At 65.5% G+C, this 13,642-nt stretch carries 10 protein-coding genes; 5 read left to right on the forward strand and 5 right to left on the reverse strand.

The window, feature by feature from the left end; translation table 11 throughout:
• Positions 1 to 103: 103 nt before the first annotated feature.
• The 3 genes from AC1Q9M_RS10035 to ppsA all read right to left on the reverse strand — a co-directional run bounded on the left by AC1Q9M_RS10035 (position 104) and on the right by ppsA (position 4,889).
• On the reverse strand, positions 104 to 2,167 hold the full coding sequence (locus AC1Q9M_RS10035) for a VC_2705 family sodium/solute symporter (protein WP_492433589.1): 2,064 nt from the start codon (positions 2,165 to 2,167) through the stop codon (positions 104 to 106).
• The gene (locus AC1Q9M_RS10040) at positions 2,160 to 2,432 is read right to left on the reverse strand and encodes a DUF4212 domain-containing protein (RefSeq protein WP_382320408.1); all 273 of its coding nucleotides are present in this window, start codon (positions 2,430 to 2,432) and stop codon (positions 2,160 to 2,162) included. Before AC1Q9M_RS10040 ends, AC1Q9M_RS10035 begins: the two co-directional genes overlap by 8 nt.
• Before the next feature lie 63 nt (positions 2,433 to 2,495).
• Positions 2,496 to 4,889, reverse strand: a complete 2,394-nt coding sequence (gene ppsA / locus AC1Q9M_RS10045; protein WP_492433592.1) for a phosphoenolpyruvate synthase — start codon at positions 4,887 to 4,889, stop codon at positions 2,496 to 2,498.
• Between the two features lie 165 nt (positions 4,890 to 5,054).
• On the opposite strand from ppsA, the gene ppsR reads away from it, so the two are divergent.
• The 4 genes from ppsR (at position 5,055) to AC1Q9M_RS10065 (ending at position 8,307) form a co-directional block, all read left to right on the forward strand.
• On the forward strand, positions 5,055 to 5,876 hold the full coding sequence (ppsR, locus tag AC1Q9M_RS10050) for a posphoenolpyruvate synthetase regulatory kinase/phosphorylase PpsR (protein ID WP_291111404.1): 822 nt from the start codon (positions 5,055 to 5,057) through the stop codon (positions 5,874 to 5,876).
• Positions 5,877 to 5,995: 119 nt separating this feature from the next.
• The gene (locus AC1Q9M_RS10055) at positions 5,996 to 6,190 is read left to right on the forward strand and encodes a hypothetical protein (RefSeq protein WP_444686837.1); all 195 of its coding nucleotides are present in this window, start codon (positions 5,996 to 5,998) and stop codon (positions 6,188 to 6,190) included.
• Positions 6,191 to 6,295: 105 nt separating this feature from the next.
• The gene (locus AC1Q9M_RS10060) at positions 6,296 to 6,604 is read left to right on the forward strand and encodes a DUF485 domain-containing protein (RefSeq protein ID WP_382156949.1); all 309 of its coding nucleotides are present in this window, start codon (positions 6,296 to 6,298) and stop codon (positions 6,602 to 6,604) included.
• On the forward strand, positions 6,601 to 8,307 hold the full coding sequence (locus tag AC1Q9M_RS10065) for a cation acetate symporter (RefSeq protein WP_492433595.1): 1,707 nt from the start codon (positions 6,601 to 6,603) through the stop codon (positions 8,305 to 8,307). The genes AC1Q9M_RS10060 and AC1Q9M_RS10065 overlap by 4 nt, the downstream gene beginning before the upstream one ends.
• Positions 8,308 to 8,355: 48 nt before the next feature.
• Here AC1Q9M_RS10065 and ahpF read toward each other — a convergent pair whose 3' ends face one another.
• Together ahpF and ahpC are read right to left on the reverse strand one after the other, a co-directional pair.
• Positions 8,356 to 9,945 (reverse strand): alkyl hydroperoxide reductase subunit F, encoded by a 1,590-nt coding sequence (gene ahpF / locus AC1Q9M_RS10070; protein WP_492433597.1) that lies wholly within the window; start codon positions 9,943 to 9,945, stop codon positions 8,356 to 8,358.
• Between the two features lie 148 nt (positions 9,946 to 10,093).
• Positions 10,094 to 10,657: an alkyl hydroperoxide reductase subunit C gene (ahpC, locus tag AC1Q9M_RS10075; RefSeq protein ID WP_291111412.1), complete on the reverse strand. Its 564-nt coding sequence runs from the start codon at positions 10,655 to 10,657 to the stop codon at positions 10,094 to 10,096.
• A 436-nt stretch (positions 10,658 to 11,093) separates the two neighbouring features.
• Here ahpC and AC1Q9M_RS10080 point away from each other — a divergent pair, with 436 nt between their 5' ends.
• Positions 11,094 to 13,496 (forward strand): TonB-dependent receptor domain-containing protein, encoded by a 2,403-nt coding sequence (locus tag AC1Q9M_RS10080; RefSeq protein ID WP_492433599.1) that lies wholly within the window; start codon positions 11,094 to 11,096, stop codon positions 13,494 to 13,496.
• The last annotated feature ends 146 nt before the right edge of the window (positions 13,497 to 13,642 follow it).

A 13,642-nucleotide genomic window follows, 5' to 3' on the forward strand; every position in this document is an offset into this window, starting at 1 on the left:
ATGGCTGGCACAAGATGCCATCGCAGTGTTTTAGGAGCGTCTGACAAGAAACTGACAGAGGGTGTCCTGGGCACGCCAGCACCCTCGGAACTGGTGTAAACCCCTAAGCGCTGGCGCCCTTGCGGCGCTGCAACAAGCTCAGAAGACCGATCACCACAAAGCCCACCGGCACACCGAAGACCCCCGCCGACAGAGGTTGGATGCCGAACCAGAGGTCTTGCCCCGCAGGCATGGCGAAAAAGGCGCGCACGGAGGGGGCGTTGATCATCATGTAGAGCACCGTGGTGCCCAGGCCGATCAACATGCCGGCCACCGCGGCCGGGCCCGTGGTGCGGGACCAGAAGATGCCCATGATCATGGCGGGCACGAAGGCGGAGGCGGCCAGCGAAAACGAGGACGCCACCAGGGGCAGGATTTCGGCGGGCTTGAGCGCCGCGACGAAGGCCGCCACCGTGGCCACACTGAGCAAGGCGAACTTGGAGAGGATCACGCGCTGCTCGGGCGTGACGATGCGTTTGACCTCGTGGCAGTAGGTGTCGCGCACCAGCGAATTGCTGATCGTCAGCAGCAGGCCATCGGCGGTTGACAGCGCGGCCGCGAGCCCCCCGGCGGCCACCAGGCCCGAGACCACATAGGGCATGCCACCGAGCTCGGGGGTGGCCAGCATGATCACGTCGGCGCCAAGGCGGAGTTCGCTGAACTGCAGGATGCCGTCGCCATTGATGTCGCTCACCGAGACCAGCGAACCGTCCATGCGCGACCACTGCGCGATCCAGGGCGGCAAGGCATCGAAACTGCTGCCCACCACGTTCTGCATTACCTCGTACTTCACCAGCACCGCCAGCGCGGGCGCGCTCAGGTACAGCAGGGTGATGAAGAACAGCGACCACGCCACCGAAGAGCGTGCGGTCGCCACCGATGGCGTGGTGTAGTAGCGCGTGAGCAAATGCGGCAACCCCGCCGTGCCCACCATCAGGCAGAACATGAGGGCCAGGAAGTTCGCGCGCGAGGACTGGAAGGTCTCGCGCTCGGCGGGCGTGCCGTCCGGATCGCCCGCGAAGGCCTGGCTGTGCGGCATGAGCCCACCCAGCGGCCGGGACCGCTCCTCGCTTTCCTGCATGGCGCGCGTCCACCGCTCCCGCGCCGTCGCCACGTCAGGGGGCAAGGCCGCCAGTTCGCGCGTGGCCGCGACCACCAGCTCCATGTCGGCGTTCTGGGACTTGAGCGCGCGGACGCGCTCCTGCTTGGCGGCGCGCTCGCGCTTGAGCGTGCCCTCCACGTCCTGCAGCCACACCGCGTACTCGCGCGCGCGCCGCGCGAACTCGTCCTGCACCTGCTTCTCGGCCGGCGAGGCCATCAGATCGTGCTCGAGCTGGGCGATCTTCTCGAGTTGCTCGCCGTACACCAGGGGCGCCAGCGGGTTGCCCAGCTGCTTGTAGGCCAGCCAGGACACAGGGATGAGGAAGGCGAGCAGCAGGATGATGTACTGCGCCACCTGGGTCCAGGTGATGGCCCGCATGCCGCCCAGGAACGAGCACAGCACCACTCCACCCAGGCCCAGCATGATCCCGATCTCGAACTGCACACCGGTCAGCCGCGAGGCCACCAGACCGATGCCGTAGATCTGCGCGACCACGTAGGTGAAGGAGCACAGCACGGCCGAAAACGCCGCGATGCGCCGGGGCCAGCGCCCGCCGAAACGCTCCTTGAAGTAGTCCGGCACCGTGTACAGGTTGAGCTTGCGCAGGTGGGGCGCGATGAGCAGGGCCACGAGGCAGAAGCCCCCGGTCCAGCCCAGCACATAGGCCAGCCCGCCGGCCTGCGTTTCGGTGCCCCCGAAGCCCTGCAGGTACAACCCTCCCGCGAGGCTGATGAAGGAGGCCGCGCTCATCCAGTCGGCGGCGGCGGCCATGCCGTTGTAGACCGGCGGAATGCGCCGCCCGGCCACGTAGTACTCCTCGGGGTCGGCGGTGCGACCATAGATGCCGATGCCGCCGTACATCATCACCGTGGAGAACAGGAAGATGGGGCCCAGCCAGCGCCGGGACAGGCCGCTCTGCTCGGCCCAGGCCATCAGCAGCAGGAAAGCGATCAGGGCGAGGATGTAGAACGCCAGGATGCGGTGCAGCCGGCGCTTGTAGGCCGCGTAGGCCGGGCTGTCAGGCATCACTGGCCTCGCTCGCCTCGCCGCGCGCCTCCTCGGCTTCCAGACGGCTCATGACGCTGGCATAGACCACCACGATGACGATGAACACCAGGACCGCGCCCTGGGCCGCCATCCAGAAGTGCAACGGCCAGCCCATGACGACGACGCTCAGCTCACGCGCGAAGAAGCAGACCCCGAACGAGGCCAGCACCATGACCGACAACAGCACCGCCTTGAGCGCCAGGGCGCGGCGGTCGTGTTCGTCGGTCGTGGGGCGCTCGGACATCACCGGATCATCGCACCCGGGCGGCTCGCGCCGCCTAGGTATTTGCTCGCAGCAGCGAGGCGATCACTCCTTGGCCAGCTGCTTCCAGGTGTCGATCACGCTGTCCGGGTTGAGCGAGATCGAGCTGATGCCCTCGTCGCGCAGCCACTCGGCGAAATCGGGGTGGTCGCTGGGGCCCTGGCCGCAGATGCCCACGTACTTGCCTTCGGTCTTGCAGGCGCCGATGGCCATGGTCAGCATGGCCTTGACGGCCGGGTCGCGCTCGTCGAAGTCGTGCGCCAGCAGCTCCAGGCCCGAATCGCGGTCCAGGCCCAGCGTGAGCTGCGTCAGGTCGTTGGAGCCGATCGAGAAGCCGTCGAAGAACTGCAGGAACTGCTTGGCCAGCACCGCGTTGCTAGGGATCTCGCACATCATGATGACCTTGAGGTCGTTCACGCCGCGCGCCAGGCCCTTTTCGGCCAGCAGCCCGGTCACGCGCTCGGCCTGGGCCAGAGTGCGCACGAAGGGCACCATCACCTGCACGTTGCTCAGGCCCATGTCCTCGCGCACGCGCTTGAGCGCCTCGCACTCCATGGCGAAGGCTTCGCGGAACTCGTGGCTGACGTAGCGCGCCGCACCCCGGAAACCCAGCATGGGGTTCTCTTCCTCGGGTTCGTAGCGCGAGCCGCCCACCAGCTTGCGGTACTCGTTGCTCTTGAAGTCGGACAGGCGAACGATGACGGGCTTGGGCCAGAAAGCCGCCGCGATCGTGGCCACGCCTTCGGCCACCTTGTCGACGTAGAACGCGCGCGGCGAGGCATGTCCCCGCGCGACGGACTCCACCGCCTTCTTCAGGTCGGCATCGATGTTCGGGTAGTCGAGGATGGCCTTGGGGTGCACGCCGATGTTGTTGTTGATGATGAACTCCAGCCGCGCCAGGCCCACCCCGCCGTTGGGGATCTGGGCGAAGTCGAAGGCCAGCTGGGGGTTGCCCACGTTCATCATGATCTTCACGTCCAGCGGCGGCATGTCACCGCGCTGCACCTCGGTGATTTCGGTCTCCAGCAGGCCGTCGTAGATGTTGCCGGTGTCGCCCTCGGCGCAGCTCACGGTGACCAGCGTGCCGTCCTTGAGCAGGTCGGTCGCGTCGCCGCAGCCCACCACGGCCGGGATGCCCAGCTCGCGCGCGATGATGGCGGCGTGGCAGGTGCGCCCGCCCCGGTTGGTCACGATGGCGCTGGCGCGCTTCATCACCGGTTCCCAGTTCGGGTCGGTCATGTCGGTCACCAGCACGTCGCCGGGCTGCACCTTGTCCATCTCGCTGATGTTGTGCACCAGGCGCACGGGGCCGGTGCCCACCTTCTGGCCGATCGCGCGACCGCTGGCCAGCACGGCACCCTTGCCCTTGAGCTTGTAGCGCACCTCGGTCTTGCCGGCGCTCTGGCTCTTCACCGTCTCGGGCCGGGCCTGCAGGATGTAGATCTGGCCGTCGGTGCCGTCCCTGCCCCACTCGATGTCCATCGGGCGGCCATAGTGCTGCTCGATCACCAGCGCGTACTTCGCCAGTTGCTCGACGTCGGCATCGGACAGGCTGTAGCGGTTGCGCTGCTCCACCGGCACATCGATGGTCTTCACCAGCTTGCCGCTGCCGGCCTTTTCCTCGGGCGTGCTGAACACCATCTGGATCAGCTTGGAGCCCAGGTTGCGGCGGATCAGCGCGCGCTTGCCCGCCTTGAGCATGGGCTTGTGCACGTAGAACTCGTCCGGGTTCACCGCGCCCTGCACCACCGTTTCGCCCAGGCCGTAGCTGGAGGTGATGAAGACCACGTCCTCGAAGCCGCTCTCGGTGTCGATGGTGAACATGACGCCGGCCGCGCCGGTGTCGGAGCGCACCATGCGCTGCACGCCGGCGGAGAGCGCCACGTCGGCATGGGCGAAGCCCTTGTGCACGCGGTAGCTGATGGCGCGGTCGTTGTACAGCGAGGCGAACACCTCCTTCATCTTGTGCAGCACCTCTTCGATGCCCACCACGTTGAGGAAGGTTTCCTGCTGGCCGGCGAACGAGGCGTCGGGCAGGTCTTCGGCCGTGGCCGAGGAGCGCACCGCGAACGAGGCCTTGGCGTTGCCGGCGCTCAGGGTCACGAAGGCGTCGCGGATCGCTTTTTCCAGGTCGGCCGGGAACGGCTGGTTTTCGACCATGGCGCGGATCTCGGCACCGGCCTGAGCCAGAGCCCGCACGTCTTCGGTGTCCAGCTGGTCCAGCCGGGCGTTGATGCGCTCGGTCAGGCCGTCGTGCTTGAGGAATTCGCGGAAGGCGTGCGCCGTGGTGGCAAAGCCGGTCGGCACCTTCACGCCGGTGGGCAGTTGCGAAATCATCTCGCCGAGGCTGGCATTTTTGCCGCCGACGGACTCGACATCGCTCATTCGCAGTTTTTCGAACGGCACGACCAGATCGGTCGCTCCAAACAGCTGGGACATGGGAAAGCTCCTAAGGTTGAAAAACCGGGGTTCCAAGCGCCAGCGGGGCGACCTGTTGTTCTGTTGTGGGTCCGACGCCGGGCAGGGAAGCAGATACGGGGGCGCCTGCGGCAGGATAATGGCTGGCGCAGACACAACACCCAGCATTGTAAGGACGCGGCCCACATGCCCAATCGAACGGTCTTCTTCATCTCGGACGGCACCGGCATCACGGCCGAAACCTTCGGCAACGCCATCCTGAACCAGTTCGAGGCCACCATGCGCCGGGTCCGGCTGCCTTTCCTGGACAGCGTGGACAAGGCGCACCAGGCGGTGCGCCAGATCAACCACGTCGCCGACGTCGAAGGCAAGCGACCGCTGGTGTTCACGACGGTGGTCGACATGGACGTGCTGTCGGTGTTCCGAACCCAGTGCAAGGGCGTGCTGCTGGACATGTTCGGCACCTTCGTCGCCCCCCTGGAGCACGAGCTCGGCATCAAGTCCAACCACCGCGTGGGCCGTTTCTCGGACGCCTCCAAGAGCCAGGCCTACCACGACCGAATTGAGGCCATCAATTTCTCGCTGGCCCACGACGACGGCCAGAGCCACAAGGACCTGGAGGGCTCGGACGTGATCCTGGTCGGCGTGAGCCGCAGCGGCAAGACCCCGACCTCGCTCTACCTGGCGATGCAGTACGGCCTGAAGGCGTCGAACTACCCGCTGATCCCGGAAGACTTCGAGCGCCGCCAGCTGCCCCCTGCCCTGGTGCCGCACCGCAAGAAGATCTTCGGTCTGACGATCGCGCCCGAGCGGCTGAGCGAGATCCGCAACGAGCGCCGGCCCAACTCGCGCTATGCGCAACTCGACAACTGCCGCATGGAAGTGGCCGAGGCCGAGGCCATGATGCGCCGCGAAGGCATCCGCTGGCTCTCGACCACCACGAAGTCGATCGAGGAAATCGCCACCACGATCCTGCAGGAGATCCGGCCCGAGCGCCTGGAGTACTGAGGGCTCGGCTCGGGCGCTGTCAGAAAGACGTCAGCCAGTGCCCGAAAAATGGGCTGGCGGGCCCTGCCCGTTCCCGCCCTCCCCTGCCTTCACGGCAGACGCCAACACCTATTCGAGACATGATCAAGATCTTCATCGCCTTCGTCATCTTCGCCGCCGTCGCCCTCTTTGCACTCATGAAGGGTGGCGACATCGACATGGGCGGTGAGAAGCACGGCATGGATGCACCGCACACCGAGCAGGCGGCGCCTGCCGCACCGGCAGCGGCACCTGCCACCCCCGCCGCACCCGCGCCGGCCGAACAGCCGAAGTAAGCCAGGAACAAGGCGCGGGTCAGCCCCGCGTCAGCCCGGGGTCAGTGCTCCGTAAGTGCCAGGTCCTACGCTCCATGTCACCCGAAATCAACCCGAGAGACATGCATGGACGAGAGTCTGGTTCAACGGATCGCGAGCAACCCCGCTTACCTTCAACTCAAGGCCAAACGATCGCGCTTCGGCTGGTGGCTGACGCTGGCGATGATGGTCGTGTACTACGGCTTCATCCTGCTGGTGGCCTTTGACAAGGCCTTGCTGTCGCGGCTCACGGGCGATGGCGTCATGACCGTCGGCATCCCGCTGGGCTTTGGCGTCATCGTCTTCACGATCGTCATCACGGCGGTCTACGTCAAGCGCGCCAACACCGAGTTCGACGAACTCTCCGCGGCCGTGGCCAAGGCGGTGCGGAAATGAGGCGCGTGCTCACCCTGCTGGCCCTGGCCAGCGTGTCCGTCGCGGCCTGGGCCGCCGGCGCCGACCTCGGCCAGGCCGACAAACAGGCCACCAACTGGACCGCCATCGGCATGTTCGGCCTCTTCGTGCTGGGCACGCTGTACATCACCAAATGGGCGGCCGCCAAGACCCGCTCCGCGTCCGACTTCTACACCGCCGGCGGCGGCATCACGGGCTTCCAGAACGGTCTGGCCATCGCGGGCGACTACATGTCGGCGGCTTCGTTCCTCGGCATCTCCGCGGCGGTGATGGCCTCGGGCTTCGACGGCCTGATCTACTCCATCGGCTTCCTGGTGGGCTGGCCTGTCATCACCTTCCTGATGGCAGAGCGCCTGCGCAACCTGGGCAAGTTCACCTTCGCCGACGTGGCCGCGTTCCGCTTCCAGCAGGCACCCATCCGCATCTTCGCGGCCTCGGGCACGCTGGTGGTGGTCGCGTTCTACCTGATCGCGCAGATGGTGGGTGCGGGGCAGCTGATCAAGCTGCTGTTCGGCCTGGAGTACTGGATCGCCGTGGTGATCGTGGGCGCGCTGATGATGGTCTACGTGCTCTTCGGCGGCATGACCGCCACCACCTGGGTGCAGATCATCAAGGCCTGCCTGCTGCTCGGCGGCGCGTCCTTCATGGCCTTCATGGTGCTGCTGCACTTCGGCTTCAGCCCCGAAGCCATGTTCGCCGGTGCGGTGAAGATCAAGACCGAACTCGCGCTCAAGGACGGCAAGGTGGCCGAGGCCGCGGCCTCCATCGGGCAGTCCATCATGGGCCCGGGCAACTTCGTCAAGGACCCGATTTCGGCCATCAGCTTCGGCATGGCGCTGATGTTCGGCACCGCCGGCCTGCCCCACATCCTGATGCGTTTCTTCACCGTGCCCAGCGCCAAGGAAGCGCGCAAGTCCGTGATGTGGGCCACCGGCTGGATCGGCTACTTCTACCTGCTGACCTTCATCATCGGCTTCGGCGCCATCACCTTCGTGCTGACCAACCCGCAGTTCCTCGATGCCAAGGGCGGCCTGCTCGGCGGCAACAACATGGCCGCTGTGCACCTGGCCAGCGCCGTGGGCGGCAACGTGTTCCTGGGCTTCATCTCGGCCGTGGCCTTCGCCACCATCCTGGCCGTGGTGGCCGGCCTCACCCTCTCGGGCGCCTCGGCCGTGTCGCACGACCTCTATGCCACCGTGCTGAAAAAGGGCAAGGCCGATTCGGCCGCCGAGCTGCGGGTGTCCAAGATCACCACGCTCTGCCTGGGCGTTGTCGCGGTGGTGCTGGGCATTGCCTTTGAAAAGCAGAACATCGCCTTCATGGTCTCGCTGGCCTTCGCCATCGCGGCCTCGGCCAACTTCCCCGTGCTCTTCATGAGCGTGCTGTGGAAGGACTGCACCACCAAGGGCGCGGTGATCGGCGGTTTCCTGGGTCTGGTGTCCTCGGTGGCCCTCACCGTGGTCTCGCCCTCGGTCTGGGAAGCCACGCTGGGCAACCCCAAGGGGTCGGCGCTGTTCCCCTACACCTCGCCGGCGCTGTTCTCGATGGCGATCGGTTTCGCCGGCATCTGGCTGTTCTCGGTGCTGGACAAGAGCCAGCGCGCGCGGGTGGACCGCGCCGGTTTCCTGGCCCAGCAGGTGCGCTCGGAGACGGGCATCGGCGCTGCGGCGGCCGCCGCGCATTGAGGGGCAGAAGCCAGGCCGAGGTGGCGCCTCGGCTCTGGCTTCGTCGCATCAGGCCGCGACGGCCTCGGCCGGTGCCACCACCGGCTGGCGGATCAGGTGGTCGAAGGCGCTGAGCGCGGCCTTCGAACCCTCACCGGCGGCAATCACGATCTGCTTGTACGGCACCGTCGTGCAGTCACCCGCCGCGAACACGCCGGGCACGTTGGTGTGGCCCTTGGCGTCCACCACGATCTCGCCGAAGCGGCTCAGCTCCACCGTGCCCTTGAGGAACTCGGTGTTGGGCACCAGGCCGATCTGCACGAACACGCCTTCGAGTTCGACGTGCTTCACGTCGCCGCTCGCGCGGTCCTTGTAGCTCAGGCCATTCACCTTGCCGTCGGCGCCGGTGATCTCGGTCGTTTGCGCGTTCACGTGGATGTCCACGTTGCGCAGGCTCTTGAGCTTGCTCACCAGCACGGCATCGGCTTTGAGCGCATCGGCGAACTCGATCAGCGTCACGTGCTGCACGATGCCGGCCAGGTCGATCGCGGCCTCGACACCCGAGTTGCCACCACCGATCACCGCCACGCGCTTGCCCTTGAACAGCGGACCGTCGCAGTGCGGGCAGTAAGCCACGCCCTTGTTGCGGTACTCAGCCTCGCCGGGCACGTTGACATTGCGCCAGCGCGCGCCGGTGGACAGGATCACGCTGCGCGCGCTCAGCACCGCGCCATTGGCCATCTGCACCTGCACCAGGCCGTTGGGCTCGCTCGCCGGGATCAGCTTGTCGGCGCGCTGCAGGTTCATGATGTCCACGTCGTAGTGGCGCACCTGCGCTTCGAGCGCGGCGGCGAACTTCGGGCCGTCGGTTTCGAGCACGCTGATGTAGTTCTCGATCGCCATCGTGTCATTGACCTGGCCGCCGAAACGCTCGGCCGCCACGCCCACGCGGATACCCTTGCGGGCGGCGTACACCGCCGCCGCGGCACCAGCCGGGCCGCCGCCGACGATCAGCACGTCGAACGGGTCCTTGGCGTTGAGCTTCGCGGCTTCGCGCGCATCGGCGTTCACGTCCAGCTTGCCGACGATCTCTTCCACCGTCATGCGACCCGAACCGAACACCTGGCCGTTGAGGAACACGATGGGTACGGCCATGATCTCGCGCGCCGTCACCTCGTCCTGGAAGGCACCGCCTTCGATGACCGTGGTCTTGATCTTCGGGTTCTGGATCGCCATCAGGCTCAGTGCCTGCACCACGTCCGGGCAGTTGTGGCAGGTCAGGGACATGTAGACCTCGAAATTGAAGTCACCGTCCAGCGCCTGGATCTGTTCGAGCACGTCCTGCTCGACCTTGGGCGGGTGGCCGCCGGTCCACAGCAGGGCCAGCACCAGCGAGGTGAACTCGTGGCCCAGCGGCAGGCCGGCGAAGCGCAACGAAGTGTCGCTGCCCGCGCGCTGCAGGGTGAACGAAGGCCGGCGCGCATCCTGGCCGTCGGTCTTCAGGGTGATCTTGTCGCTGCGCAGCGCCTGGATGGTCTGCAGCAGATCAAGCATTTCGCGGGAGCTCTCAGAGTCGCTCAAGGAAGCGACGATCTCGAAAGGTTGTGTCACGCGCTCGAGGTAAGCGCCGAGTTGAGCCTTGAGGGTGTCGTCCAACATGTTGTGTTTCCTTTATCTAAGCGACTTTGAGAACCGGCCTCCTCAGGGATTGAAAGGCGGCCAGGGGTCCCCGGCGGGCCTTCTGGGCCCGCGGGTTCTTCGACGTGCAACCGGAGAGGCTGGGCCTCATCGCGGATGGAACGCAGGATCAGATCTTGCCGACCAGGTCCAGCGAAGGAGCGATGGTCTTGGCGCCTTCGTTCCACTTGGCCGGGCACACTTCGCCGGGGTGGGCGGCGGTGTACTGGGCGGCCTTGAGCTTGCGCAGCGTTTCCTTCACGTCACGGGCGATCTCGTTGGAGTGGATCTCGGCGGTCTTGATCGTGCCTTCGGGGTTGATGATGAAAGTGCCGCGCAGCGCCAGGCCTTCTTCAGGGATGTGCACGCCGAAAGCGTTGGTCAGCACGTGGGTCGGGTCGCCCACCAGCGGGAACTTGGCCTTGCCCACGGCGGGCGAGGTTTCGTGCCACACCTTGTGCGAGAAGTGCGTGTCGGTCGTGACGATGTAGACCTCGGCACCAGCCTTCTGGAATTCGGCGTAGTTCTCGGCCGCGTCTTCCACTTCGGTGGGGCAGTTGAAGGTGAAGGCAGCGGGCATGAAGATCAGCACTGACCACTTGCCCTTCAGCGTCTCGTCGCTGACGTCGATGAACTTGCCGTTCAGAAAGGCCGTGGTCTTGAAAGGCTGGACGGTGGTATTGATCAGGGACATGGTTTTCCTTGGGTTGGGGTTGAGAAAGAGGCGGCGATCAGAAAGGGTTTTCCGTATCGCCATGGGGTGAATGATAGCAAATAACTACCAATCTCCGGGATTGATAGTGTTTATCCACCCGATAGCTTTTTCTTGTTGCTGTGCAGCAACTCGCCCGATGAGGGCCATTCGTGTTTACCACATTCCGGCGACAGCATCGTTTTTGGCGAGATTTCGGAGGGCAAACCGCGTTCCCGCCGGAAGCTTTACGGCAGGCACCGAACGAGCTATCACAAAAAAATTATCAAAAACTTAACAAGAATGGTTTTCATTTGTAATAATAAGAAAAGTAGCCAGCCAGCCCCTCCCCAGCCCCCGTCCCTTGTGTGATGCGCGCGATACCGAGTGGATGCATGCCAGCCAACTCCATCAACGCATGCATACGTAAGGATTTTTGATGTCGAGAGCATCCACCCCGTCGGCTGGCCAGCGCGGCGTTTCGTCGGGCTACCGCTTCCCCTTGCAAGCCACCGCCGTGGCCTGCAGCCTGTACGCGCTGAGCCTGGGTGCTGCCCACGCCCAGCAAGCCGATGGCTCGCTGTCCGAGGTCGTGGTGTCGGCCTCCGGCGTCGAACAGAAGATTGCCGATGCGCCCGCCAGCATTTCGGTGGTGACGCGCGAAGAGCTCGCGAAGCGCCCCTACACCACCCTGCTGGATGCCGTGCGCGACATCGAGGGCGTGGACGTGGGCGAGACCACGGACAAAACCGGTCAGGGCACCATCAGCATCCGGGGCATGGGCGCCGACTACACGCTGATCCTGATCGACGGCAAGCGCCAGAACAACAACGGCGACCTGTACCCCAACTCCTTCGGCGGCAACCAGTTCAACCACATCCCGCCGATCGAGACGATCGAGCGCATCGAAGTCATCCGCGGCCCCATGTCCACGCTGTACGGCGCGGACGCGCTGGGCGGCGTGATCAACATCATCACGCGCAAGATCCCCGACCAATGGACCGGCTCGGTCACGCAGTCCTTCACCGTGCAGGGCAACAGCGACTTCGGTGACGACAAGACCACCGACTTCAACCTCATGGGCCCGATCAAGCCCGGCGTGCTCGGCTTCCAGCTGCGCGGCAGCCTGTACGACCGGGACGCATCACGCCCCGAGTACGCGGACGTGGTGTATCCCAACGGCGCCGTGCGCCCGCGCGCCCTGGGCTTCGGCGGCGGCGGCAAGACGGTGGACAACAAGAACCAGAGCCTGGGCATGCGCCTGGCGCTCACGCCCAGCGCCCGCCACGAATTCCTGTTCGACGTCGACACTTCACGCCAGACCTACAACAACCGCCCCGAAGCCGACGGCAGCTTCCCTCTGGGCACGGTGGACAGCATCGCCACGATCTGGCGCTCGAACAACGCCACGTTCGCAGCACCCCAGGTGGGCTACCTGCCTGAACAGAAGTTCACGCGCGACCAGTGGTCGCTGACGCACAAGGGCAAGTGGGACATCGGCAACAGCGAGATCTCGCTGTCCTACGTGGACACGGCCAACAAGGGCCGCACCCTGCCCTTCTCCCCCGAGGAGCGGGCGCGCCTGCAGGCCCTGTGGGCCGCGGTGCCCGGCGCCAACGCCACGGCCAAGCTCAACAACATGACGCCCGCGCAACGCGCCACGCTGGAGTCCTTCCTGCCGCGCCCCGCGCGCGTGATGGAGACCCGCCAGTACACGCTGGACGGCAAGCTCGACATCCCGCTGGGCAACCACCTCGTCGTGGTGGGCGGCCAGTACATCGACGGCGAAATGGAGGACGGCACCTTCGGCATGTTCGGCAACAACCCGCAGCCGGGCACCGTGCAGAAGCACGAGATGACCTCGGTGTTCGCCGAAGGCAACTGGCAGCTGCGCCCCGGCTTCACGCTCACCACGGGCCTGCGCCACGACAACCACAACATCTTCGGCGGACAGACCAGCCCGCGCGTGTACGGTGTCTGGGAGGCCAATCCTTCGTGGACCTTCAAGGGTGGCGTGAGCACGGGCTACAAGACGCCCAAGACCAGCCAGCTGTTCCCAGGCATCACCGGCTTCGGTGGCCAGGGCACCTCGCCCTTCGTGGGCAATCCGGATCTGAAGCCCGAGACCAGCGTCAACGGCGAACTCGCGGCCTACTTCAACAGCACGAACGGCCACAGCTTCAACGCCACGGTGTTCCAGAACCGCTTCAAGGACAAGATCGACAGCGGCGGGCCGACCATCGCCAACTGCGAAGGCGCGGCGCCTGGCGTGCCCTGTGCCGACGTCGGACTGGGCTGGCGCGACCTGGGCTTCGCTTCCTTCAGCCAGACGCAGAACATCAGCCGCGCGGAACTCAAGGGCCTGGAGCTGGCCGGCCGCTACCGCCTCTCGCCGACGTGGATGGTGCGCGCCAACTACACCTACACCGACTCGGAACAGAAGACCGGTGCAGCCATCGGCCGCCCCCTGTCGGAAAGCGCCAAGCACATGGCCAACGCTGCCCTCTCGTGGTCGGCCACGCCTTCGCTGGAACTGTTCCTGAACCTGGAGGCGGTGTCCGACCGCTACCGCGGCTGGGACGCGCCGACCAACAGCGCGATGTACTACAAGGCCTACAACATGCTGCACCTCGGTGGCAGCTACCGCATCAGCAAGAACGTGACGCTCAACGCCCGCATCAACAACCTGCTGGACCACGACTTCACGAGCTACAGCACCAGCTTCACGAGCTGCACCAGCGGCAACACCTGCGTGGGGGGCCAGCAGCCGGTCTTCCGCGACGACTACAACGTCAAGGCCAAGGCTCGCAATTTCTGGATCAGCCTGAACGCGCGGTTCTGACGCGCTTTTCCTCAATCGCTGACCCGTTCAGCGACCCCGCGCCACGGCCTCAGGGCCCTGGCGCCTTTCGTCGTTCCTGACGCCAATTCACAACAAAATGGAAAAATTGTGAATAGGAATGATTTTTATTTGTGATAATCCCGGCC

The organism is Hydrogenophaga sp. GW823-FHT04C09 (assembly GCF_058796355.1).